At 60.1% G+C, this 21,490-nt stretch carries 27 protein-coding genes, 1 tRNA gene and 1 pseudogene; 17 read left to right on the top strand and 12 right to left on the bottom strand.

Annotated features, from left to right (window positions below):
- Positions 1-204 precede the first annotated feature (204 nt).
- Genes DL86_RS19900 through DL86_RS19895 form a run of 7 tightly spaced genes read left to right on the top strand, consistent with a single transcriptional unit; the run spans position 205 to position 4,552 of the window.
- Entirely contained in the window at positions 205-519 is a 315-nt protein-coding gene (locus DL86_RS19900; protein ID WP_156964634.1) for a hypothetical protein, read from the top strand.
- A 2-nt stretch (positions 520-521) separates the two neighbouring features.
- Positions 522-776, top strand: coding sequence for a hypothetical protein (locus DL86_RS12785; RefSeq protein WP_084572896.1), 255 nt, complete (start codon positions 522-524; stop codon positions 774-776).
- Positions 760-1,089 carry a hypothetical protein gene (locus DL86_RS12780; RefSeq protein ID WP_051953353.1) on the top strand — a complete coding sequence of 110 codons (330 nt, stop codon included), beginning with the start codon at positions 760-762 and terminating at the stop codon, positions 1,087-1,089. Before DL86_RS12785 ends, DL86_RS12780 begins: the two co-directional genes overlap by 17 nt.
- 1 nt (position 1,090) lies before the next feature.
- Entirely contained in the window at positions 1,091-1,531 is a 441-nt protein-coding gene (locus tag DL86_RS12775; RefSeq protein WP_036262032.1) for a hypothetical protein, read from the top strand.
- Position 1,532: 1 nt separating this feature from the next.
- Positions 1,533-2,123 (top strand): hypothetical protein, encoded by a 591-nt coding sequence (locus DL86_RS12770; protein ID WP_036262029.1) that lies wholly within the window; start codon positions 1,533-1,535, stop codon positions 2,121-2,123.
- A gap of 15 nt (positions 2,124-2,138) precedes the next feature.
- On the top strand, positions 2,139-4,379 hold the full coding sequence (locus DL86_RS12765) for a hypothetical protein (RefSeq protein ID WP_156964633.1): 2,241 nt from the start codon (positions 2,139-2,141) through the stop codon (positions 4,377-4,379).
- Positions 4,376-4,552 (top strand): hypothetical protein, encoded by a 177-nt coding sequence (locus tag DL86_RS19895; RefSeq protein ID WP_156964632.1) that lies wholly within the window; start codon positions 4,376-4,378, stop codon positions 4,550-4,552. The genes DL86_RS12765 and DL86_RS19895 overlap by 4 nt, the downstream gene beginning before the upstream one ends.
- Positions 4,553-4,599: 47 nt before the next feature.
- On the opposite strand, the gene DL86_RS12760 is transcribed toward DL86_RS19895, so the two are convergent.
- The 6 genes from DL86_RS12760 to DL86_RS12735 are packed head-to-tail and all read right to left on the bottom strand — an operon-like array spanning position 4,600 to position 6,869.
- The gene (locus DL86_RS12760) at positions 4,600-5,118 is read right to left on the bottom strand and encodes a hypothetical protein (protein ID WP_156964631.1); all 519 of its coding nucleotides are present in this window, start codon (positions 5,116-5,118) and stop codon (positions 4,600-4,602) included.
- A complete protein-coding gene (locus tag DL86_RS12755; protein WP_036262020.1) occupies positions 5,055-5,378 on the bottom strand; it encodes a hypothetical protein in 324 nt (107 codons plus the stop codon). Before DL86_RS12755 ends, DL86_RS12760 begins: the two co-directional genes overlap by 64 nt.
- Positions 5,379-5,380: 2 nt before the next feature.
- Positions 5,381-5,884 carry a hypothetical protein gene (locus DL86_RS12750; protein WP_156964630.1) on the bottom strand — a complete coding sequence of 168 codons (504 nt, stop codon included), beginning with the start codon at positions 5,882-5,884 and terminating at the stop codon, positions 5,381-5,383.
- Positions 5,844-6,116: a hypothetical protein gene (locus DL86_RS12745; RefSeq protein ID WP_036262014.1), complete on the bottom strand. Its 273-nt coding sequence runs from the start codon at positions 6,114-6,116 to the stop codon at positions 5,844-5,846. The genes DL86_RS12750 and DL86_RS12745 overlap by 41 nt, the downstream gene beginning before the upstream one ends.
- Positions 6,117-6,152: 36 nt before the next feature.
- Positions 6,153-6,410: a hypothetical protein gene (locus DL86_RS12740; protein ID WP_036262011.1), complete on the bottom strand. Its 258-nt coding sequence runs from the start codon at positions 6,408-6,410 to the stop codon at positions 6,153-6,155.
- Positions 6,411-6,452: 42 nt separating this feature from the next.
- Positions 6,453-6,869 carry a hypothetical protein gene (locus tag DL86_RS12735; protein WP_036262008.1) on the bottom strand — a complete coding sequence of 139 codons (417 nt, stop codon included), beginning with the start codon at positions 6,867-6,869 and terminating at the stop codon, positions 6,453-6,455.
- Positions 6,870-6,957: 88 nt separating this feature from the next.
- Between DL86_RS12735 and DL86_RS20510 the strand changes: the two are divergent.
- The 3 genes and pseudogenes from DL86_RS20510 to DL86_RS12720 all read left to right on the top strand — a co-directional run.
- Positions 6,958-7,176, top strand: a pseudogene (locus tag DL86_RS20510) (helix-turn-helix domain-containing protein); the annotation flags it as partial.
- Between the two features lie 323 nt (positions 7,177-7,499).
- Positions 7,500-7,649, top strand: a complete 150-nt coding sequence (locus tag DL86_RS19890) for a lmo0937 family membrane protein (RefSeq protein ID WP_156964629.1) — start codon at positions 7,500-7,502, stop codon at positions 7,647-7,649.
- A gap of 544 nt (positions 7,650-8,193) precedes the next feature.
- Entirely contained in the window at positions 8,194-9,561 is a 1,368-nt protein-coding gene (locus DL86_RS12720) for a serine hydrolase domain-containing protein (protein ID WP_051953351.1), read from the top strand.
- Positions 9,562-10,002: 441 nt separating this feature from the next.
- Here the strand turns inward: DL86_RS12720 and DL86_RS12715 are convergent.
- A tRNA-Lys gene (locus DL86_RS12715) sits at positions 10,003-10,078 on the bottom strand.
- A 57-nt stretch (positions 10,079-10,135) separates the two neighbouring features.
- Complete coding sequence (locus tag DL86_RS12710; RefSeq protein ID WP_036262001.1) at positions 10,136-10,369, bottom strand: DUF1467 family protein; 234 nt, start codon at positions 10,367-10,369, stop codon at positions 10,136-10,138.
- 564 nt (positions 10,370-10,933) lie between these two features.
- Here DL86_RS12710 and DL86_RS12705 point away from each other — a divergent pair.
- Complete coding sequence (locus DL86_RS12705; protein ID WP_425348921.1) at positions 10,934-11,398, top strand: L,D-transpeptidase; 465 nt, start codon at positions 10,934-10,936, stop codon at positions 11,396-11,398.
- 131 nt (positions 11,399-11,529) lie between these two features.
- Here DL86_RS12705 and DL86_RS12700 read toward each other — a convergent pair whose 3' ends face one another.
- Positions 11,530-11,910 (bottom strand): gamma-butyrobetaine hydroxylase family protein, encoded by a 381-nt coding sequence (locus tag DL86_RS12700; RefSeq protein ID WP_036261996.1) that lies wholly within the window; start codon positions 11,908-11,910, stop codon positions 11,530-11,532.
- 189 nt (positions 11,911-12,099) lie between these two features.
- Here DL86_RS12700 and moaA point away from each other — a divergent pair, with 189 nt between their 5' ends.
- On the top strand, positions 12,100-13,098 hold the full coding sequence (gene moaA / locus DL86_RS12695) for a GTP 3',8-cyclase MoaA (RefSeq protein WP_245276363.1): 999 nt from the start codon (positions 12,100-12,102) through the stop codon (positions 13,096-13,098).
- A gap of 560 nt (positions 13,099-13,658) precedes the next feature.
- Here moaA and DL86_RS18775 read toward each other — a convergent pair.
- A complete protein-coding gene (locus DL86_RS18775) occupies positions 13,659-14,312 on the bottom strand; it encodes an XRE family transcriptional regulator (protein WP_051953349.1) in 654 nt (217 codons plus the stop codon).
- Between the two features lie 412 nt (positions 14,313-14,724).
- Here DL86_RS18775 and DL86_RS12680 point away from each other — a divergent pair, with 412 nt between their 5' ends.
- Positions 14,725-16,104 (top strand): cytochrome b6, encoded by a 1,380-nt coding sequence (locus tag DL86_RS12680; protein WP_036262073.1) that lies wholly within the window; start codon positions 14,725-14,727, stop codon positions 16,102-16,104.
- A gap of 161 nt (positions 16,105-16,265) precedes the next feature.
- On the top strand, positions 16,266-16,535 hold the full coding sequence (locus DL86_RS12675; protein WP_245276362.1) for a CCDC90 family protein: 270 nt from the start codon (positions 16,266-16,268) through the stop codon (positions 16,533-16,535).
- A 50-nt stretch (positions 16,536-16,585) separates the two neighbouring features.
- Here DL86_RS12675 and apbC read toward each other — a convergent pair whose 3' ends face one another.
- Positions 16,586-17,674, bottom strand: a complete 1,089-nt coding sequence (gene apbC / locus DL86_RS12670) for an iron-sulfur cluster carrier protein ApbC (RefSeq protein WP_036262068.1) — start codon at positions 17,672-17,674, stop codon at positions 16,586-16,588.
- 674 nt (positions 17,675-18,348) lie between these two features.
- Here apbC and DL86_RS12660 point away from each other — a divergent pair.
- The 3 genes from DL86_RS12660 to DL86_RS12650 all read left to right on the top strand — a co-directional run bounded on the left by DL86_RS12660 (position 18,349) and on the right by DL86_RS12650 (position 20,445).
- Entirely contained in the window at positions 18,349-19,113 is a 765-nt protein-coding gene (locus DL86_RS12660) for an ABC transporter substrate-binding protein (RefSeq protein ID WP_245276361.1), read from the top strand.
- Positions 19,114-19,197: 84 nt separating this feature from the next.
- A complete protein-coding gene (locus tag DL86_RS12655; protein ID WP_036261987.1) occupies positions 19,198-20,067 on the top strand; it encodes an NAD(P)-dependent oxidoreductase in 870 nt (289 codons plus the stop codon).
- A 90-nt stretch (positions 20,068-20,157) separates the two neighbouring features.
- Complete coding sequence (locus tag DL86_RS12650; RefSeq protein WP_036261985.1) at positions 20,158-20,445, top strand: GlsB/YeaQ/YmgE family stress response membrane protein; 288 nt, start codon at positions 20,158-20,160, stop codon at positions 20,443-20,445.
- Positions 20,446-20,558: 113 nt separating this feature from the next.
- On the opposite strand, the gene DL86_RS12645 is transcribed toward DL86_RS12650, so the two are convergent.
- Positions 20,559-21,200, bottom strand: a complete 642-nt coding sequence (locus tag DL86_RS12645) for a DedA family protein (RefSeq protein ID WP_036261982.1) — start codon at positions 21,198-21,200, stop codon at positions 20,559-20,561.
- Between the last annotated feature and the right edge of the window lie 290 nt (positions 21,201-21,490).

Genomic DNA, 21,490 nt, shown 5'->3' with positions numbered 1-21,490 from the left:
GATCTGGTTTTGCCACGGCGAGGAAGTGCGGAGCCTTGGACCTGAACACGCCGTCACGGCGAGCGGGCGGGTCTTCGACCGGCTGACGTGCACCTACTGGCAAAATCCCTATCACCAGAAAGGCGGTTCAGCATGATCGACGAGCCGAAGGTCCTAATCCCTTACAACAAACAAGAGGCAATTAGCGTCCGTATCGCGGCCGCAATGTGTGGCGTTAGCGAGTCGACCGTGCGGACGTGGTGCGAGAAACACAACATCGGCCGCCGCGTCGCTGGGGGACCCTGGCAGGTCAGTAAGCCGGCGATCTTGATGCTCCTCGATGGGGACGCCGAGGCCCTGCGCCAATATCAGGCCGGAGAACGGGCCGGCCGCGTCGCCGAGTATTTTCGCCGCGCCGAGGCTGCCCGCCGCGCCGAACTTCAATGCGCGCAAACTCCGCAAAGCCCGCAACTTCCGCAATCAGCGTCTGGCGCATTGGGCTCCGGGGTCACTATCGTTCGACGAACATCGGAGGACTGAACGTGCCGGAACAGCAGATCATCGCCCTCGCATGCCTCTTCGACGCCTTTGCGTGGGCCGCCGATCCGACCGGGAGCGCTATGCGGCGGGCGTGTGAAGGCTTGCGCGAAGGCCTGAAGCTGACGAACGAAGCCGGGGCCAAATCCGAGGCGGCAGAGCTCATTCGTCAATTTCTCGCGCAGGTCGATGATGTCGAAATGACCCTCGAAAACAATCAAATCGAAATCAGAGAAATCAAAGATGGCCCGCGGCGGTAAGAGACCAGGCGCCGGACGCCGCAAAGGCTCGACCACGACGCGAACGCGCGAGATTGCCGAGCGGGCCTTTGAAGAAGGGGTGACCCCTCTCGAATATATGCTGTCGGTCATGCGTGACATTGGTGCCCAGCCGGCCGTTCGGCTCGACGCCGCAAAGTACTGTGCCCCCTATGTGCATCCGCGTCTTGCGGCGATCGAGATGACCGGCAGGAATGGCGGCCCGATCGAAACCGTCGACAGTTCGCCGCTCGAAACGGCGCGACGGATTGCCTTTGTTTTTGAGAAAGCTCGGCGAGCTTTGGAAGGGAAATGAAATGACCGATAAAGCTTTAAGTGAATCCCGGTTTAAACTGTCTGAACACGCCTTCAATCGATGGTTCGTCACGGCCGAGACCGGCACGACGATCGAAGAAATCCTGCATCGGGACTATTGGCGGCACATCGCGCGCAACCTACGCCCCTATGACGAGATCCGCGTTGCGATCGACTCCGGGGACTGGCTGCTTGTGCTGCATGTGGCGTCGGCTGGCGCAACCTGGGCCAATGTCGTCGAGCTCCAGCGCTTCGAAAGCCTGAAGGCCGGCGCCAGCGCGGTTGCGCAGGACGAAGGCGAAGGTCTCCATGTTGATTGGCGAGGCCCTCATGCGCGGTTCGCCGTCATGCGGAAGAGCGACGGCAGCGTGGTCAAGGATCGGTTCCCGGATCGAGCAGCGGCTGACGCCTATATTCGCAACTCTGAAGGCGCAAAGGTCTGAGATGCAACAGGAACACGTGGGAACCGTCGAGGGCGTTGAGCCGCCGCTGCAAGCGCTGCCTACACGCGCCCATATCGTTGTTTTTCGAGACGGCGACGGCTGGCGCTCGGCGGACCGAGGCGTCATGAGTTGGAGCTGGTCGCCTTGGCCGGAGCCTCCGACAACGCTGAAACGCGTCCTCGAGCGCATCGCCTCGAAAATCCCGGCTTACGACCTGACCGTCACGAACGACAGGCCCGATTTATTTGGCTTTGACGAGAATTTGTTTCCAGGCCGCGACGTCGAAGTTTGCCTACGCGCAAGACCGGATCCGGCTATTTTCGATGTCTACAGCTGGAGCTATAGCAAGCAGCGCGTCCAGAAAGGCGGCCAGGGCCGCAAGTTCGTCAACTGGAAAGACAGACTTGCCGAAGTTGGCACCCAAATGGGTGGTCGGTTCGATTGCTGGATGGATTTTTGGGTGAGGGCTGATCTGGTTCCGGAGGACCTATTCCCGGAAGTTCCGCCGGAACCAACCAAGAGCCCGGAGCCGACATTCGCGCCATGGCCGGCATCTTGGCCGCGCGGCGGCGGTTTAAGCGGCCCAACGTAATCAAGGGAGATCGCATTGCCCACATTGCCCGACTTCGGATCGTTAGGCCGCGCTCCATCCGGTGATTCCGGGAGGCGCTCCGACTATGGCGTGGACACATCGGCTGGAGCAACAATTGCGCAGACAGCCGCCAAGGCCGGGAATGGCTTGCAGGCTTTCGGCGAGGGGCTGGCCAGAGCCGGGAAAACCGCCGCCGATTACGCCATTCAGCAGGACGACAAAGCCGACAAGCTGGCCGAAGCGCAAGCGGCCTCGCATTGGCTAACGGCGAAGGTCGACATCGATTCAGCGGTAAGGGATGAGCAGGATCAGGGCGCGCTGCGCAAGGACTATCCGGATCGCTATCGGGTCGCGCTCGAGCAATCGGCGGCGGGCATTCAGAATCCCGAAGTCCGCCAACTATTCATGCTCAGGAACAAGATCGATGTTGATAGGGGCGGCATCGCCTCAAATCAACGCGCTGATCGTTTGGACGAGGACCAGTTCAAGGCGGGGACCGAAATAAGCCTCGCCGGTCTTCGCGACGCGGCGCTGAAATCCACGGATCCCGTCGAACACGCTCGAATCTTTCAAACCGCCGGCGGGTTCATCGACGCCATGGCCGAGAGAGGCTACATCACGCGAGAGGAAGCGGAACAGCGAAAGAATACATGGTCGCAGGATTTCTCCCATGCCTGGCTCGGCGCGCAGCCGGCCGAAAAGCGCGTCGCTCTGCTCGGCGGATGGGACAAATCGCTTTCGACCCAAGAGAGCGGCGGCAACCCGGCCAAAGTCAACCAGTTCGGCTATGCCGGAACCTATCAATTCGGAGCGCCACGCCTTGCCGATGTCGGGGTCTATGCGCCGGGCCCCAGCGAGGACCTGAAGGGCTGGTCGAAAACATCCGCCTCGGCGCCGGGAAAATGGAGCGGGACGTTCAACGTTCCGGGCTTCCCCGAGGTCAAGACCCTGCAAGACTTCCTCGCCAATCCCGAGGCGCAAAAGGCCGCGTTCGGCGCCCATGTCGGCAAGATGGACGAAGAGATCGCGTCAAACGGGCTCGGCAAATACGTTGGCAAGACCGTGGGCGGCATTGAGATCACCAAAGAAGGTCTCTACGCCATGATGCACCTTGGCGGGCCTGGTGGGGCCAAGCGCGCGCTTGAAGGCGAGGACGTGCGCGACGCCAATGGAACATCGGTGATCAGCTATGCCCGGCATGGCCTCGGCGGGCGGGACAAGCAGATCGCCGATCTTCTCCCCGTAGACAGGCGCCAAGCTCTGCTCACGCAATCCGAGCATGAAGTCATCCAGGACATTCATAAGACCGAGGCGGTGAGCCGGGCGGAGCGGACCGAGCTCGCCAGCCTGATCAAGGATGACGAAGCCTCCTTGATGAGCACAGGGAAGCCCGTCGACGGCTTGACCGCCGATAGGGTCGGATCGGTGCTCGGACCGCAGGCGCGCGCCGACTTCGAGGCGACGAGGGCGCGGGGGCAGGCCTATTACACGCAGACCCATGACTTCCCCGTCTTGCCGGCTGAAGAGTTCGAAAGCCGGGTCGCGGCATTGAAGCCAGCGCCGGGCGCGCCGGGCTTTGTCGAGCAACAGGCCTATTACGATTCAGCCCGGAAATATGCGCAGAGCATCGCCAAGCAGCGCGCCGAGGATCCGGCCGGGGCTGCCGATCAATTGCCGGAGGTCGCTGCGGCGAAGGCGCAAGCCAATCCGGCTGACCCCAACACGGTTCTGGCGCTCGCCAAGGCGCGGCTGATCGCACAGGAGCGGATTGGCATTCCAGAGCCCGCGCGCCAGCCGGTGACGAAGGACGAGGTCAAGCAGATCATGGCTCCATTGACAGCGGCGCTGCCCGGTCAGGAGCGTGCGGCCCTGTCGAAGATCATCCCGGCGCTGGACAAGGCCTATGGCCCCTATGCCGATCGGGTCTTGCAGTTCGGGCTGCAGGTCGCCGGGCAGGACAATGAAACCGCTGGGATCGCGGCGAACCTCATGCGCAAGCTGCATAATGGCGAGCGGCCCGGCCTGACCGACGCGGCGGCGCTGCAACAGGCGCAGACCAACGCGGCAATGGCGGCGGCCGCGCTCGGCGAGACCTCGGCGCAGGCGGGCAAGAGAATCGCCCCGCCCGATGGAGCAATCACGGCATTGATTCAAAATCCATCGCGTGCGCCTGACTTTGACAAGCTGTTCGGGCCGGGATCGGCCGCGCTGGTCTTGGCGTCCCACAGGAAAATGCAAACGGGGGAAAGCCGATGACCGAGGAAATGCCAGCCGGCGAACCCGAGACGCAGATTCAGCAAGCCCCCGGTCTACAGGCTGAGCCGCTCAGCCTATGGGATCGTTTGATCGAGATCGTTGGAAAGCCGGAGGTAGATGACCCGCCACGGCGCCGGCCAAAATTCGCAGTGATCAAGGGCGGCCGAGAATAGGCGCTGCGGCGCGGGGCGGGCGGTTTGCTTCGCCCGGTCCGCCGGCGTCAGGTCGGTTGCGACGCTCTAGCAACGCTGGCGCAGGCAACCAAAAGGCGACTGTGGGCGGCGTCCAAGGTCTCGCAAATCTCCATAAAAAACTTACGTGTCTCCTGAAAATTGTCCACCATATCCATCATAAGGCTATCGTGTTCGCCATCGAACAGCGCCATAACCTCCGGCTTAGTTTTCCCTAAAATAACAACGGCAAGGCGGCAATTTATAAGGTGGGGATTATTGAACTGTTCCGGGGTCGGAAACTTCGTGATCTGATCGCTCGTCCAGGCGGGGGAAAAATCCAGTTCCGCGGCTTGCTTGATGGTGCATATGTCGCGTTTCTTGGCCGTCGGCGCCTTGCGTGTCTTCGATTTCGTTGTCATTGGGGCTTCTCCTTCAATATGCGCCGCATAAATCATTGATTTCAAACGGTCGAAAATGTCGGCCTCTGAATTCTTCCGAGCATTCAAGGCAAGTGCCGGAAAAGAAACACCATAACGGCTGTGAATAGGCCGCCCGCCGCGCACCACTTTGCCAATCTCCCAATACCGACGGCGTTGCTCGTCTCCAGCTTCAGCGCAGGGCTTTTCGAGTCCGGGTCGCTGATTCCGCCGAAAGTCATGGTGTTTTCCCGGAGCTCTTTGACCTTGTGTTCGATCACATTCAGCAGCGCCATCATCGGTTCTGACCGATCGCTGCGCATGCCGTCGACGGCGAGAAATGCGGCGGCGAGCAGATGGGAAACTTCGGTCAGGTCGTTATAAATTTGAATTGCGTTTTCGTTTGTCATGGTCAGGCCCTCCAACAGTCGCTGGCCAAAAGGTCGCCAAGAAGTGAGTGGCTTAGGGAGTTCTTGAACGGTTCAGAAGACTCCACCGCATCGGCGACATAGGCCTTGAAAAGAATGTCGTCGATGTTCTTCGATTGCGCCTCCCGCATCATCTTGAGGAAGCGGGTCATCTTTCTGCGGACGTCATCCCTTTCTTTTTTAAGCTGCTCCCTTTCTTCAAGAAAGCGGGTTCGGTTTGCAAAGCCTGACGCGCGCCACTTGTTCCACTCGTGAGGGATCTTATCCTCGTAGGAAAGGAAGCGATCCAGAATAGCCAAGAACTCGTCCAAATATTCGGGGGAGAGAACCGTTGGCCTCAAGGCGGCGATTGATCGGGATCGGCATATTTCCAACCCCAGATCGCCAACCTTCATGCCTGGTCCATGGTCGAGATTTGGCAAGCCGGTATCGGCTGCCGGAATGGGTTCATTCGGCATTGCAACTGCTCCCGTTGAAGTTGGGTTCATCGCCCTTGCCGGCCACGCGCCAGCCTGGATCGATCCTTTCGAGGAGGTCCCCGGAAATCCGCATAGCCTCTCCGGAGGCTGCGCGCCGGAGCTTTTCCGCCTGTTCGGCGAGGCGAAGAAGAGCCATCGCGTAGCGGAATTGAAGCCGCATCCAAATGACTTCGTGCAGCGGAAGTTTCAGGCGTGGCGCAGGCAAGCCGGTAGCGCTTGCCTGAACGGTGGGGTTCAGCATTGTGGTTGCTCCTGCGGATGAGAGGATATGAGCGCGTCAGTCTCCGGATGTGATCGCGAAGGCGTCGCCCTCGATTTGGATCACGGTCTTGCCGTGCTTGATCAGCGCGGAAAATTGTTCGCTGGCCGAGACAAGGCGAAGGCTTCGGCCTGACGTTCCGACTTCGCCCGCAATGCGCTCGGCGTCGGCTTCGAGGCGCTGCATCGCGCGTCCCGCCATCGACGCGGCCCGGCGGACGCCTTCGAGCTCGCGCGTCGCCGAGGCGATGGAAATCTCTGTGGATTTTTTGGACATCTGGGTTTGCTCCTGATTTGTGCTGAAAATGCTGGTTGACGGTCAGGCGGCGACGCCAAAGGCAACGGGGTTGCTTCTGCGCTGCGCCTCAGTTCGGATGGCCTGCGCCTCGGCTTGGAGATCGCGCATGAGGTCATTCCCGCGACGAGTGACGGGCTGACGCCAGGCCATGACTTCGAGATCGCGCACCCGCGCCGCTTCATCGGCTGTGAGGGAAGGAGCGGCGGCGGCGAGCGCGGCAGACTGTGCAATCGCCTTTGCCTCTCGCCATGCCTGCTTGAGAGCAGCAGCAAAGGCCTCCCGATAGCTGAAAGGCGCGACGTACATACCGAGCTTGCGGTCGATCCGATCGCCGTAGCGATAGCTCTTGCTCGGCGCCATGCGGGCCTTCGCGGCGGCATGGGCCGTGCGCATGATGGTCGAGCGGTCGAAGGTGGCGGAGTGGGTGATGGCGGGCATTAGCGTCACCTTGTACTGAAATCGTAACTAAGCTACGATAGCTCTAAGGCCGAAGGCCTGTCAACAATAATCGTAACGTGGTTATGAAATGCAGGCGGTTCAATGCAAGATGGCGCGTGTCGCGCTAGGTTTGGGAGTGCGAGAGCTTGCTGAACTTGCGCATGTTTCCCCAGATACGGTCGCCCGTCTTGAGCGGGGAGAAGCCTTGAAGGAACGCACGGTCGACGCTATCCGCGCCGCGCTCGAGACCGCCGGCGTCGAGTTCATCCCTGAAAATGGGGGAGGTGCTGGCGTCAGGCTCAAGGAACGTTCGGAGACGGTAGCCAATCTAACGGGCCAGATTGACGCCTTGAAGGCCGATATGACTCCGGAGCCGGACAACGAGAAGCCCAGCCCGAAAAGGGGGATGAAGCAACTGCGGCGCGCCCACGATCAGAACGAACTGGTGGAACTGAAAAACCGCCGCGCGAAGTTGCGCAAGGAGGAAAAGGAATGAAACCCGGTCCAGTCCCGGCTTCTTCGAGTTCGTCGCCGAGAATGACGGTGGCGGGGCCGGTGTGAGAATCAAGAAAGCCAGCAGGTGGAAACCGGCGGTCTTCTGGGGAAGGTCAGTTAAAAGGGAGAGAGCAAATGCTTGAAACTATAGCGGTTATCCTCATCATCCTCTGGTTGCTGGGTTTAGTTTCCTCATACACAATGGGCGGGTTTATTCATATTCTCCTAGTGATAGCGGTCATCGTGATCGTCCTGCGCGTAATTCAAGGCCGCAGGATCCTCTAACGGCGCGGGAATGAAGGCGGCGTCCGCGCTGCCTCCCGCCAATTCAGCATTGAGCGCACGGAAGCTCAACGCTCCGTCAAGATCGCCGCCCCCTTGCGTACCTCACGGGCAATGTATGACGGCGCACATTGGCGGCTGCAACGGAATGGCAATTTCTCATTCGTGGCCGAGGCGAAGGTCGCTTCGACACACTGAGAATCAGGATGATGAACGCCACCAAAATTATGTTTTGCGCCATTGGCGCGACAATCATGACTTCCGCGATCGCGTTCGAAGCCATGGCGCGAACAGTCGACGGGACCAGAGGAGCCGAGATAGGCGTTTCGGATTCGCTCATGGTGCATCCAGCCTCTGTCGGCGAGCGCGCTTCGATCGACAACGGGTCGTCATGGAGCAGCCGGGTTGCGATCAATCCTCAGCCGTTGCCCCCAAGGGGCGATGAGGACTGATGCAGTTCCTGGCCGCTCGCGCGAGCGGCCAGGACTTCCCAAGACGCCTATCCTTAATGGTTTAGCCCTATCATCCGGTGGATTGGAGATTGGCGATGCATGAGAACTTCGTTACGCCGATATCGAAATGGGGGCTTTCCGCAGTAGCGGAATTGTTTTTCACTGCTGGGTTTATTCCCGCAGAGCTCGACGCCATTGATCGGCTCGTCGGCAATTACATGGGAAAATATAGCGTTCCCGGCCTGTCCATCGCCATCACGAAGGACGGAAGGCTCGTCTATGCGAAAGGTTTTGGTCAAGCGCGCAAGCCCACCCTATGGGATCGCATAACCCTCCAGGCGGCCGAGGATGTCAGCCCTTGGTCCCGCTTCCGGATCGCCAGCGTGACGAAGCCGTTCACGGTCGTCGCCATCTTCAAGCTAGTTGAGCAAGGGCGGTTGAGCCTCGCTGACAAAGTATTCGGCGCTGGCGGCGTGTTTGGCTCGGATTTCGGCTTTGACGCCCTTACGCCGGAGCAGAAGCCGAGCTCGCTCGCCCAGATCACGGTGCAACACTTGCTGGAGCATGCTTCCGGCGGCTGGCAGAACGACAGTAGAGATCCGATGTTCGTCCAGCCCGAACTGACCCATCAGCACCTCATCGCCTGGGTGCTGCGCAATCGCCCGCTGGAGAATCAACCAGGTGCGATTTGGGCCTATTCCAATTTCGGCTTTTGCCTGCTCGGCCGGATTATCGAGCGGGTTAGCGGGCAGCCCTACGCGGATTATGTGCGCGCCAATGTCCTGGCGCCCTGCGGCATCACGACCATGGAGGTCGCCGGGGACACGTTGGCCCAAAGGCGCGTAGGAGAGGTCGTTTACTACGGACAACCATATTATATTCGGTTCCATGTTGGTGCCGCCGGCACCAGTGATGTTATTTTGAAGCAAGAGGATGACCCCTACGCCATTCCCGTTGCTCGCATGGACTCCCACGGCGGCTGGATCGCCTCCGCCATCGATCTTGTTCGCTTCGCCGTGCATGTCGACGCCTTCTCGCAGCCGCCCGACATTCTCAGCGCCGCGTCGATAGCGACGATGACCACGCCGACTACCGCACGTGAGTTTGCCACTAATGAAGACCCTAAATATGCCAAGGGTTGGGATGTGCGCGGAAACGGCAACAAGCAGAACTGGTTTCACGATGGCATTTTGCCGGGCACGACGTCTTTGCTCGTCCGGGATGCCAGCGGCTTCTGCTGGGCCGCTCTGATGAACACTCGGCAGGCAAACACGCAGACACAAATGATTGCCGATTTAGACCAAATGATACGGTCGTTCATCTTTGACGACAAAAGCCGCAGTACCAAAGCGGTCGTGAGCCAATGGCCCACGACGGACCACTTTCATGCCTATGACGATCCGTGGAAGTCAGCCAAGGTCGTGTCCATACAGGGTAGCAAGGCGTTCGCGCAGAAGAAATAGTCGGCTACGGAGCGGCGGCGTACGGCTGGAATCGGCAAAACCCATTCAGTTTCGTTCGCCGGTCAGGGCCGGGAAACCGGGAGAACCTCTTTGCTGATGCGGAATATCGTGTGCAGCCTGATGGTGCTTGCCGGAATGGCCGGGCTGCGCTGGCCGGGCCGACGTGTCGAGCTTGGTGGACTCCTTCCCCGTTCCTCGCACGCGGGAGCGTCTCAAATGCTCCGAATGCCGAGCCCGCCCCACAGACGTGCGGCCGAACTGGCTCGAGCACAAAGCGCAGGGTGCGGGAAGACAAGCCTGAGCAAGGCGCAGAACGGTTGCCGGCCAGCACTGTGGCCGATGTTTTCCCCGAATTTCCGATTTCTGCTTACCGAGCGCTTACCGAGCCAGGCGAACTTATCGTTGATCGGTCAGATTGTTGCTCTAAGCCATTGTTTTTGATGGTGAGCGCGATGGGATTCGAACCCATGACCCTCTGATTAAAAGTCAGATGCTCTACCAACTGAGCTACGCGCTCCATAAGGGCTGAGGGTGAAGTAGCCGCAACAGTCCGAAGCGTCAATAGAAAGGCGCGTCAGCCGACATAATGCGCTAAAGCGACGACCCCGGCGAATACGACGGCGGAGATGAAAGTGGTCCACAAGGCCTTGACGAGAAGCCGAGGCGCGACCGGAGCGCCCGGATCCGTACCAGTCACGATGTCGCCCGCCTCATGCTGCGATTGGACGCCGAAAGGCAGCACCGCAAACAGTACGGTGAACCAAATCGTGAAGTAGATCGCTAGCGCCATCGGCGTCGAAAATGGCATCAGGGCCCCTACTCCGTATGAAGACACACATTTCAGCGAAAGACCTAGAGCGCGCTCCTATCGGATGGAATCATCCAATCGATAAGAACTAGCGCCAGATCAATAAGTTGGAGCATGTTCTCATCGAAAAAGTCGATCAACTTTTTCGGAACATGCCCTAAGTCCGCTCAAAGCCTAAGCGCATCTCCAAAATGGCCTCAAGATTTCCGGAGGCAAGAATGAAAATTAAGGAAAGTTAGCTAAATTAGAATTCATTCGCCAATACAAATTGGCGTGGACCATCCAGGCCTTGGCCATTGCGGCGCTTTTCCACTAAATCTTGAAGCAGCCGCGATTTGGCCACACGGACGCCATTGCCAGCTTCGCCGCGGGATCCGATGATGGCCAATATGCAGCAACAAGCTGCCGATTCGTTCGTAACCCATTTGAATTCAGAGGAAAGTAAGAATGCGCCGTCGCCTTCTAGCCGTGGCCGGCATTGTAGCCTGGCTCACGCTCGCCGGATCAATGGCAAATGTCGAAGCCTACGAATATCAGCAAGCCTATGGTCAGGCTGGCATGGATATGGAGGGTCGCCCGCGCGCCATAGCGCCGCCGCGCGAACTCGTCGCCTATTATGGCCGCTATGCGCCGGGGACGATCATCATCTCGACGGAGGAGCGCCGACTTTATTACGTCCTGCCCGGCAATCAAGCTATCAGATATGGCGTCGGCGTCGGACGGCCCGGGTTTGAATGGAGCGGCACCCGATATGTCGCTATGAAGCGCGAATGGCCCTCCTGGACGCCGCCCTCCCAGATGCTTCGCCGGCGCCCCGATCTCCCCCGCTTCATGCCTGGCGGCCCGTCTAATCCGCTCGGCGCGCGGGCGATGTATCTCGGCGGCACGCTCTATCGCATCCACGGCTCGAATGAACCGGAGACGATCGGCCAAGCCGTTTCCTCCGGCTGCATCCGCATGACAAATGACGACGTCGTCGATCTCTACGATCGCGTCAGGGTCGGGACGCGCGTGGTTGTCCTGCGCTGAAAAATTGACCGACCCCCAAAATGGATCAGGCCTTGGAGCATGTTTTTAACGCGAAGCGGCATCCTCTTCGCCCGAACATGCTCTAGGAACCGAAGGCCCGCTCGACGAGGCCCATCCAGAACGGCGCGGTTTCACCGCTGCCCCGCATGGTCGCGGTCGAGCCCCTTCGCTTTGAGCTCGCCCTCATAGAAGGCCCATTTTTCGTCGTGGCGGGAGCCTAGCTCATAGAGATAACCCCAGGTGAAGATTCCGGTCGAATGCAAATCGTCGAAAGTGAGCCGCACGGCATAGGTGCCGACCTGCTCGACTCCGATGATGACGCATTTCCGTTTGCCGCCGACGGTGACGCGCTCCTCCTCTCGGTGCCCCTGCACTTCCGCGCTCGGGCTCATGACCCGCAGATACTCAGCGGAAAGATCATAGGAGGCGCCGCTCTCGAATGCGACCTGCAGCAATTGGCCGTCGTCCTTGAGCCGCAATTCGCTTGGCCATTGACCACTTGTTTCGCTCATCGCTTTGTCCTGCCTAGAAGTCCTGCCTCGAAATTTTTTCGTCCAACGCCATCTATCATCTTTGGCCATGCATCAATCTTGGCATTGATATTGTCGTGGCGTTCCGGTCCCAGCAATTGTAAATGTGACGTCATGACAATCGCGACCACCCTCCCGCTGGCAAAATCTGAACCAGGACCAGCAGACCCCATGGCGCCGCTGGTAGACCCCTTCGGACGCCTGATCACTTATGTCCGCGTCTCGGTGACGGATCGCTGCGACATGCGCTGCGTCTATTGCATGTCGGAGGATATGAATTTCCTGCCTAAGCGCGACCTTCTCAGTCTGGAAGAGCTGGACCGGCTTTGCACGGCCTTCATCGGGCGCGGCGTCCATAAGCTTCGGATCACCGGCGGCGAACCGCTGGTGCGGCGCAACATCATGAGCCTGTTCCGGCGTCTCTCGCGCCATCTCGAATCCGGCGCGCTGTCCGAACTGACGCTCACCACCAATGGGTCGCAGCTCGCGCCGCATGCGGCGGAACTCGCGGCGATCGGCGTGCGGCGGCTCAACGTGTCGCTCGATACGCTCGATCCGGTCAAATTTCGCGCGATCACCCGCTGGGGCGACCATGCTCAGGTCATGGCCGGCGTCGACGCCGCGCAACAAGCCGGAATTTCGGTCAAGATCAACATGGTCGCCCTCAAGGGCGTCAATGACTTTGAGATCGCGCCAATGCTCAAATGGGCGCATGGACGCGGCCTGGACCTCACCTTGATCGAGGTCATGCCGCTTGGGGCAATCGACGCGGAACGGGTCGATCAATATCTGCCGCTGAGTCTTGTCGAGGCGCGTCTGGCGGATCATTTCACCCTCCTCCCGGTCGACTATAAGACCGGCGGCCCGGCCCGCTATGTTCGCATCAAGGAGACCGGCGGCCGCTTGGGTTTCATCACGCCGCTCACCCATAATTTTTGTGAAGGGTGCAATCGGGTGCGGGTGACCTGCACCGGCACCCTCTACATGTGCCTCGGCCAAGAGGACGCCGCCGATCTCCGGGCGCCGCTGCGCGCCTCGCAGTCCGACGCGCTTCTGCATGAAGCGCTCGAAGCCGCGATCGCCCGCAAGCCCAAAGGCCATGATTTCGTCATAGAACGCACCGGGGCGACCCCAGCGGTTTCACGGCACATGAGCGTCACCGGCGGTTAGAGCGCGGGCTGGACCGAAACGATCCTTTGCATCCTCGCGCCGCACCGACGGGCGCCAACCGTCAAACCGCGGCGGATTCGGCCTCTCTTCGAACCAAATCCAACAGAACCGACAATCGCTCAAGTTGGGCGCTCTTTGCAAGCAAGACAAGTTCCGAGGCCATTTGCGCAAGGTATTCGGCCGTCTCGGATGAACTCGCTTGGATGCCGCCAAAATCACAGCCGTCCGCAGATCCGTTCATCCTGCGGTTTGTTCTTGGATCGTTACCCTCTTTGGCCATCGTACTGCTCCCGATTTCTATGGCGGACATATTCGTCAAACATTGTCGTTTGTGGCGGGCGTCTTGCGGATCGACGAGACGCTCATGTCTCAGGGAAGCCGCTGGCCGCAGACAGCGGCGATGACGTACTGTACATTACGCACAGAAATGCGCAACACAAAACGTACAAATTCTCGGATAAATTACAAACCGCGCTATCAGCCCAGGCGGCTGCCGCAAATGTCGCTTGGGCGAGAGCTCGATGCCATAACGCGCGCTTCCCTTGCCAATGCTCGAAGCATCACCTGGCGGGCCGCGCCCTTTCGAGCAAAGTCCATTCGCCGGCGCGGATATTGCCGAACACTTTGCACGCCCATTCAATTTGGACGTTCAGAATCGGGCTGGCGTTATGGCTCACAAGGTCGAACCGGTCCTTGGCGACGCGGCGGATTGTCTTCAGATAGCGCCGACCATCCGTCAGCCGCACCGCGGCTTCCCATCCATCGGCTTCGGTTCGCGTCTGCGCAACTTTCCAGCAAATGACAATGTCGCCAGGATCATAGCGCGGCCACATGCTGTCGCCGACAATCTCGAAGGCGACGGCCCCCTTTGGAACAGGATAGGGGATTTCAATTTCGGCGAAGCCTTCCGGGGGTTCCTGCTCGAAATCCGAATCGATGACCGCGCCCACGCCGATCCGTCCAACAAGGCGAACGATGTTTTTCGGCTCGGGCCGCCGCGCCTCGGTCTCGCCTTCGCCGGTGAGAAGCCAGGCGGCGCTCGTATGGAAAGCCTTGGCGTAGCGCTCGGCGATCGGCAGGCGCAAGCCGCGCTCGCCGTTCTCATGGCTGCGATAGGTGTTCTCGTTCCAACCGAAAGTGCGCGCCGCATCGGTCGCGTTGTCGAACCCGGCATTGCGGCGGGCGGTCGCCAGTCGGTCGTGCGGCTGATCCATTCGCGTCTTATAACAAAACGTGCTGTACGTTTCCACCGAAATGGGCGCGCTTCAGGATGACTGCCGATAGGGGATCTTAGAGCCGCCGTGGGCGTCGATCGCGACCCATTGAATGAAAATCTTCGGCGCGACCTATGCGCGCCTTTTCAATCTCGCTGCTTGGCGAGACTTGAATGTTCAGGCCAATTTGCTTTGTCGCATTTTTCATCTCGAACCCATTATGGACTGCGCGCAGAGCGAGGTTGGCGCCGCGTAAAAGGTCTTTTTCCAATGATGCTGTCGTCCACGGCATCCGTCCGAGGCCGCATGGTCGTTGGAGGAACCCATGACCAACGCGCGCGTTCTCGCGTTATTGTTGCGCCCGAGAAATAAAAAGGGAGAATTCGCCGTGATTCCTTTGCGACGTGGGGTGATGTGGGCCGTGCTGGCCGCCGCCGGCATTCTGAGCGGATCGAGCCAAGCCAGCGCACAGCAAGCGCAACGCAGCGCGACGAGCTACGCGCCAGTGGACATTAAGGAATCATTCGCGGCCACCATGGCGCGGATGAAGGCGGCGAAGTCCGACATCGAGAAGAAGCATGCGAGCCTTCTCGCAGAGCGCTATGATCTTGGCGACAGGCCTGCGGCAGGCGTGACCATGTCGCGCGGGAAGCCCGTGCAAGAGGGCGTTCGCGTCAAGCTGCCGTCCGGGACGACCTGGGAGCGGCTCGCGTCCTTGAGCCCGGCGGACATCCGCGAACAGAATCTTTTCCCCAAGGGATTTTATCCGCTCCCGCATCCGAACCAAGGCGAAGGCGGGATGCTTTTCCCGAAATTCGAGATCGACGAGATCAACAAGCAAGAAGCGCGCGACCTCACGCGATTCGATCTGGATTTCGACCTTCCGAACCACCTTCTTCCCGAGTTTCCGGCGCCGATCTACCTCACCACGCGTCCGGACCTCGGCGACGTCACGCAAGGCAAGCTCGTCACCATCGCGAATTATTACGAGCTCTTCAACGGGATTCTCAATCCCAAACAGATCGAGGGCTTGCGTCTTCTCGTGACGCCGTTCCCGCAGCAGCAGTTCAACCAAACGGAAGATCGCCGCTCGGAAAAAGCGAGCCGCGGCGTCGCCTGCCTCGATTGTCATGCGAACGGCCACACGAACTCGGCCACCCATCTCGTGGGCGATATCCGTCCCCAGGAATTTCGCCATCGGATTGAAACGCCGACGCTGCGCGGCGTGAACATCCAGCGTCTCTTCGGCTCGCAGCGGGCCTTGAAGTCGGTCGAGGATTTCACCGAGTTCGAACAGCGCGCCGCCTATTTTGACGGCGATCCGGTCATCGCCACCAAGAAAGGCGTCAATATTCTCGAACGCGGCAGCCAGGTCCACGCCATGGCGGAGTTTCAGGAGCTCCTCGACTTCCCGCCGGCGCCGAAGCTCGACCTGTTCGGCAAGCTCGACGCCGCCAAGGCAACCGAGGCGGAGCTGCGCGGGCAGGCGATTTTCTTCGGCAAGGGGCAATGCTCGACCTGCCACACGCCTCCCTATTATACCGACAACCTGATGCATAATTTGAAGGTCGAGCGGTTTTACAAGCCAGTCATGATCAATGGCAGGTTCGCCAGCGCCGATGGCCCGATCAAAACATTTCCGCTTCGCGGCATCAAAGATTCCCCGACCTATCTGCACGACGGCCGGCTCATGACCCTCGACGATACGGTCGAGTTCTTCAATCTGGTCCTCGAGACCAAGCTGACACAAGACGAAAAGCGCGATTTGGTGCAGTTCCTCCGCGCGCTTTAGAGCCTATTCCGAACAGATTGGTTCAGTCTGTTCGATGAGAAGATGCTCAGACTCTTTGACGCTGGAGCGATTTCTGATCGATCGAATGATTCCATTCGATCGGAAAGCGCTCTAGCTGCTATGGCGCGTGGGCGGAATGCCACCTACAGGATCGCACGGAGGTGGACAAAGGCGCGCTCTGCAACCATATTGGCGGCATGAGCGCGATTCCCTTCGATACCTTGAGGCTTGCCCGTTCCTTACGGGAAAAGGCGCATTTTACGCCTGAACAAGCCGAAGGCGTCGCAGATGCGCTTGCCGACGCCTTTCAGGATCAGGTTGCGACCAAGGACGATCTGACGCTCTTGGAGCATCGCCTCACGATCAAGATCGGCGGCATGCTTGTCGTTTCGATCGGCGTTCTGACCGCCCTCGTCAAGGGACTGCCGTAGACGCCCCAAGGCGGGCCCTCGCCCGCCCATGACTGCATCGCCCGGCCATATCACTCGATGAAAATCTTCGGCGCGACTCGCGCGCGGCCCCTCTCCAGCCTTTCCTTGATCTGCCCGGCGATGGCGCGATAGATTTTTGCGTGCGCGCCATCGGGATCGGTGGCGACGACCGGGCGGCCGGCGTCGGAGTTTTCGCGAATGCCCATGTGGAGCGGCACTTCGCCCAGGAACGGCACGCCATATCTTTCGGCCTCGTGACGCGCTCCGCCATGGGCGAAAATATCCGAGCGGCCGCCGCAATGCGGACAGAGGAAATAGCTCATGTTCTCGATGATGCCCAAGACCGGCACGTCGACCTTATTGAACATGGCGATTCCCCGACGGGCGTCGATCAGCGCGAGATCCTGCGGCGTTGACACCACGACCGCGCCGGCGAGCGGCACATTTTGCGCCAAGGTCAGCTGCGCATCCCCGGTGCCCGGCGGCATGTCGACAAGGAGACAGTCAAGCTCGCCCCAGGCGACCTCGCGCAGCAATTGCTGGATCGCGGCCATCACCATCGGCCCGCGCCAGATCATCGGATCCTCTTCTTCGACCAAGAATCCAATCGACATGGCCTTGACGCCATAGGCCTCGAGCGGCTGCATCAATCGGCCCTGCGCTTCCGGCTTGGCCTTGAGCCCGAGCAGGCGCGGCAGCGACGGCCCGTAAATGTCAGCGTCAAGGATGCCGACGCGCCAACCGAGCGCGGCAAGGCCCAGCGCCAGATTGACGCAGGTTGTTGACTTTCCGACACCGCCTTTGCCAGAGGCCACCGCGATAATGTTTGAAATCCCCGGGATGGCGATGCTGCGCGGCGCAGCCGGCTTTGCCGCCGCCGGCGGCGGGGCCGGATGCATTTCCGCGGTGAGGCTGACCAGCGCATTGGCGACGCCACTCAACTTCCGCACAACCGTCTCGGCGGCGGCCCGCATGGGCTCCAGCGCCGCCGATTGCTTCGGATCGATCGCGATCGAGAGATAGACCTTCCCATCCTTGATCGACAGACCGGCGAGAGCGCCTGACTGCGGCAGAGGGGTCTTCCCGTCGGGACCGGGCACGGATTGAAGCGCGGTGAGAACGTCTTGATCGCTGACCATTCCTGATATCGCTCCATTCCTGACGTCGCCGCCGGACATATAGAGGCTTGTCGCATTCCATTCAATCGCGGCAGCCATCTGGCATCGGGCCATGTCGCGCTTTGTCGGCTCCGAGGCGCATTAAAGGTCCCGCCTCGGCTTCGATTGGCGCTGCATTCGATTGGCGCTGCAACAGCAAGACCTGCGCCAATCTGTCGGGACCGATACATTTTCGTATGAGGACAGCTTTCGTTCGGGCTTCCAAAGCGCCGCGGGGAACATCGAAACCGCTGCTTGCCTCTAGCTTCGAAAGCCGAAATAAGACGCTTGGTCGATTGTGCGGCAGACAGCGAGGCGGACAGGGGATAGATGCGCAAGCAGCGCCCGCCGCGCATTATTTTGAAATCTGAAACATCGCGGCTTCACATTGCAGCGATCATGCTTGTAATCTTCAGGCGTCAACGCATGATCTTGGCCAAAAGGCGCCCAGCGTCCTGGGATCGTGCTCAACCTCTTTAGCACTGGAGCGATTTCTGATCGATCGAAGGACTCCATTCGATCGGAAAGCGCTCTCGGAAAACCCGAGGAGCAGGTCCCTGTTTGCACGCGCCCCGACTGATTTTCTTCTATGGGCCCCCCGCCTCAATCTGGCGTCTTTCGGTTGGTGGTTCTTGCGTTGGATGTTCTTGCGCTGGATGTTTTTGCTCCTCGCCTGCGCGGCGCCGCTTTCCTCTGGCTCCAAAGCAAGCGACGCAACAGTCTGGACCGCAGTCAAGATCGCCAGCGAAGGCGCGCGTCCGCCCTATAATTACCTCGACAATAATGAGCTCGCCGGGTTCGAAATCGATCTCGCGCGCGATCTCTGCGCCCGCATGAACGTGTCCTGCAGTTTCGTCGCACAAGACTGGGACAGCCTCGTTCCAGGCCTGCTCGATCATCAATATGATGCGATCATGGCCGCCATGGAAATCACCGACGAGGCGCGCGAAAAGATCGCGTTCAGCAAGCCATACATCCAGATGCCGTCCGCGTTCCTGGCTTTGCGCGAGGACGGCGTCAAGGATGCAAGTCCGGCCGGACTCGCCGACAAAAACATCGGCGTCGAATCTGGCGGCGCCCATCAGGCCTATGTCGAGGATCTCTATAAGCAGTCTGAGATCCATCCCTACGCCACCCTGGAAGAAGCGATTCTCGATCTGGCGGAAGGGCGCCTGGACGCCGTTCTCGGCGACAAGGACGCAATTGCCGACTTCCTAAAGACGCGCAGAGAAGCGCAATGCTGTATGCTCATTGCCGACGTCCCGCGCGACCCGGCCTATTTTGGAGACGGCGTCGGCATCGGCCTTCGCAAACAAGATGAGACGCTCAAAGCGATGTTCGAAAAGGCATTGGATGCAAGCAAGGCTGATGGCGCCTACGCCAAGATCAGCGCCAAATATTTTGATTTCGCCATCAACTAGTGCGATGCGGGTGCGGGCGCGGGCATTCGCGATCCGCTGAATTGATAGGCGCGGCCATGATGGGAATCGCGCGGAAAGGCAGCAATGGCGAAGGTCGCTTTCCTTGGCCTCGGCGTCATGGGCTATCCCATGGCCGGCCACCTTCAAAAGAAGGGCCACGAGGTCACCGTCTACAACCGCTCCGGCAAAAAAGCCGCGCAATGGGTAGCAGAATTCGGCGGCCGTTTGGAGCCGACGCCCCGCGCAGCCGCAGCCGGACAGGAATTTGTGTTTGCCTGCGTCGGCAATGATGACGACCTCCGCGCGGTGGCGATTGGGGAAGACGGGGCCTTCGGCGGGCTGGCGAAGGGCGCTGTCTTCGTCGATCACACCACCGCCTCGGCCGGAGTCGCGCGCGAGCTTCACGCGCTTGCGCAAGCGTCAGGACAAGGCTTCATCGACGCGCCGGTTTCGGGCGGACAGGCCGGCGCCGAGACTGGCGCGCTGACCATCATGTGCGGCGGCGATCCGGCGGATTTCGCCAGGGCCGAGCCGGTCATCTTGTCTTATGCGAAAGCCTGCCGCCTGATGGGGCCAACCGGCTCCGGCCAGCTGACGAAAATGGTCAATCAGATCTGCATTTCGGGGCTCGTGCAGGCTCTGGCCGAAGGCCTCCATTTCGCCAAATGCGCGGGCCTCGACCCGCACGCGGTCATCGAGGTTATTTCGAAGGGCGCAGCGCAGTCCTGGCAGATGGAAAACCGGCACAAGACGATGATCGCGGGCCAGTTCGACTTCGGCTTCGCGGTGAACTGGATGCGCAAGGATCTGGCGATCTGCTTCGAGGAAGCGCGCCGCAACGGCGCCAGCCTGCCCGTCGCCGCCCTCATTGATCAATTCTACGCCGAGGTCCAGAGCATGGGCGGCGCGAGATGGGACACCTCAAGCCTGATCGCTCGGCTGGAGCGGAGTTGAAGGACGCGGTGCTTGGCCCGGCTCCAAGCAACCACCGCATCGCGGCGGCGTTCACCTCGCATCAATCGCAACTGGCGAGGTAAGACGCTCATGCATATTATCTGGATTCTCATCATCGGCCTGGTCGCTGGACTTATCGCGCGCTTTATCTATCCAGCGCCTTATAATCCGAGCGGCTTCATCATGACGATCCTGCTCGGAATCAGCGGAGCCTTTGTGGCGACCTGGCTCGGCCAGACGATCGGATGGTACCGATTAGATCAAGGAGCCGGACTGCTCGGCGCGACGGCCGGCTCCGTCATAGTCCTTTATGTTTGGCATCTTTTGGTTGGCCGCAACGCTTATGGCGCCGGTTCAAGCGGCCGACGCTGGCTTTGAGGCCTATGCTCCCCCCCCCGCCCGACGGCGCCCGCCGCTGCGGGCGGGGGCGACGATCTCGGCAAGGGCCGCAACAGGGGTCTCGCTGAACGCGCGGATCCAAATAAAATTCATCACAGCAGGGTTTGAAGATCGCCGTCGCGGACCGCCGCCAAGCGCTTCTCCATCTTCCTTTCTTCGCGGCGAACGATAATCATGAAGGCGACGGCGCCGCCGACAACCCCTATGAGCGCGGCAATTCCGAGCGGGCCGCTGACGCGATGAACCGCATCGCCGAAAACATAAGAGCCGATCCCCATCACGCCCGCCCAAACAATGCCGCCAGTGGCGTTGTAGAAGAGAAATTGGCCCCAACTGTATTTGTTGACGCCGGCGAGCAAGGCCGCGAGAACCCTTAGAAAAGCGACGAAGCGGCCGAAGAATACGATTTTCGCGCCATGCTTCTTGAACAAATATTGTCCGAGCTTCAGCCGTCCCTCAGGCAAATGGATGAACCTTCCGTAGCGCACGAGAAGATTGGCGCCCCATGTCCGGCCGACCCAAAAACCGATATTGTCGCCAATGATGGCGCCCGCCGCCGCCGCCGCGATGACATAGGAAATGTCGAGGTTTCCGGTGGCCCCAGCATAGGCTCCAGCGAGCAGCAAGGCCGTCTCGCCGGGGAGCGGCAAGCCAGCGCTTTCCAGCATGACGATCAGGAAAACAGCCCAATAACCATGTTGGATAATGAGCGGCTGGATATCGTTCAAGAACACTTAAGGCTCCAAACTGCGAGGCGCTGGCTCGAACAAGGTCTCGACCGCCTCCCGGTTGAGAAATCGTGGATTCGGCTTCTCTCGTCCGCCGACGAGGCCGGTGCGGCGCGCAAGAAGCGACCATTTACATGCGCCCTCCGATCGCCCCTCGATTGTCCCCGATTCAGCAGCCCCCCACGAAGCGATGACGCCCCAGACAGGGGGCCGAGTAAGGCGGCAGTGGAGAACGAGGCGAAAAGCAAAATCGTCTCACCCGGCGAGGGAATGCCCGCGCTTCCGATTGCTAGCAC

This window comes from Methylocapsa aurea, assembly GCF_000746085.1.
GTDB classification, from domain to species: Bacteria; Pseudomonadota; Alphaproteobacteria; order Rhizobiales; family Beijerinckiaceae; genus Methylocapsa; species Methylocapsa aurea.
Note: the sequence above shows the minus strand (reverse complement) of the source record. Positions and strands in the feature narration are given on the sequence as shown.

Bases quoted from the DNA above. Each gene is read 5' to 3' on its own strand.
- DL86_RS19900 (WP_156964634.1), top strand. From the start codon at position 205: ATGTGTGGCGTTAGCGAGTCGACCGTGCGGACGTGGTGCGAGAAACAC.
- DL86_RS12780 (WP_051953353.1), top strand. From the start codon at position 760: ATGGCCCGCGGCGGTAAGAGACCAGGCGCCGGACGCCGCAAAGGCTCG.
- DL86_RS12775 (WP_036262032.1), top strand. From the start codon at position 1,091: ATGACCGATAAAGCTTTAAGTGAATCCCGGTTTAAACTGTCTGAACAC.
- DL86_RS12770 (WP_036262029.1), top strand. From the start codon at position 1,533: ATGCAACAGGAACACGTGGGAACCGTCGAGGGCGTTGAGCCGCCGCTG.
- DL86_RS19895 (WP_156964632.1), top strand. From the start codon at position 4,376: ATGACCGAGGAAATGCCAGCCGGCGAACCCGAGACGCAGATTCAGCAA.
- DL86_RS12755 (WP_036262020.1), bottom strand. From the start codon at position 5,378: ATGACAAACGAAAACGCAATTCAAATTTATAACGACCTGACCGAAGTT.
- DL86_RS12750 (WP_156964630.1), bottom strand. From the start codon at position 5,884: ATGAACCCAACTTCAACGGGAGCAGTTGCAATGCCGAATGAACCCATT.
- DL86_RS12745 (WP_036262014.1), bottom strand. From the start codon at position 6,116: ATGCTGAACCCCACCGTTCAGGCAAGCGCTACCGGCTTGCCTGCGCCA.
- DL86_RS12740 (WP_036262011.1), bottom strand. From the start codon at position 6,410: ATGTCCAAAAAATCCACAGAGATTTCCATCGCCTCGGCGACGCGCGAG.
- DL86_RS12735 (WP_036262008.1), bottom strand. From the start codon at position 6,869: ATGCCCGCCATCACCCACTCCGCCACCTTCGACCGCTCGACCATCATG.
- DL86_RS19890 (WP_156964629.1), top strand. From the start codon at position 7,500: ATGCTTGAAACTATAGCGGTTATCCTCATCATCCTCTGGTTGCTGGGT.
- DL86_RS12720 (WP_051953351.1), top strand. From the start codon at position 8,194: ATGCATGAGAACTTCGTTACGCCGATATCGAAATGGGGGCTTTCCGCA.
- DL86_RS12710 (WP_036262001.1), bottom strand. From the start codon at position 10,369: ATGCCATTTTCGACGCCGATGGCGCTAGCGATCTACTTCACGATTTGG.
- DL86_RS12705 (WP_425348921.1), top strand. From the start codon at position 10,934: ATGGAGGGTCGCCCGCGCGCCATAGCGCCGCCGCGCGAACTCGTCGCC.
- DL86_RS12700 (WP_036261996.1), bottom strand. From the start codon at position 11,910: ATGAGCGAAACAAGTGGTCAATGGCCAAGCGAATTGCGGCTCAAGGAC.
- moaA (WP_245276363.1), top strand. From the start codon at position 12,100: ATGGCGCCGCTGGTAGACCCCTTCGGACGCCTGATCACTTATGTCCGC.
- DL86_RS18775 (WP_051953349.1), bottom strand. From the start codon at position 14,312: ATGGATCAGCCGCACGACCGACTGGCGACCGCCCGCCGCAATGCCGGG.
- DL86_RS12680 (WP_036262073.1), top strand. From the start codon at position 14,725: ATGTGGGCCGTGCTGGCCGCCGCCGGCATTCTGAGCGGATCGAGCCAA.
- apbC (WP_036262068.1), bottom strand. From the start codon at position 17,674: ATGGTCAGCGATCAAGACGTTCTCACCGCGCTTCAATCCGTGCCCGGT.
- DL86_RS12660 (WP_245276361.1), top strand. From the start codon at position 18,349: ATGTTTTTGCTCCTCGCCTGCGCGGCGCCGCTTTCCTCTGGCTCCAAA.
- DL86_RS12655 (WP_036261987.1), top strand. From the start codon at position 19,198: ATGGCGAAGGTCGCTTTCCTTGGCCTCGGCGTCATGGGCTATCCCATG.
- DL86_RS12650 (WP_036261985.1), top strand. From the start codon at position 20,158: ATGCATATTATCTGGATTCTCATCATCGGCCTGGTCGCTGGACTTATC.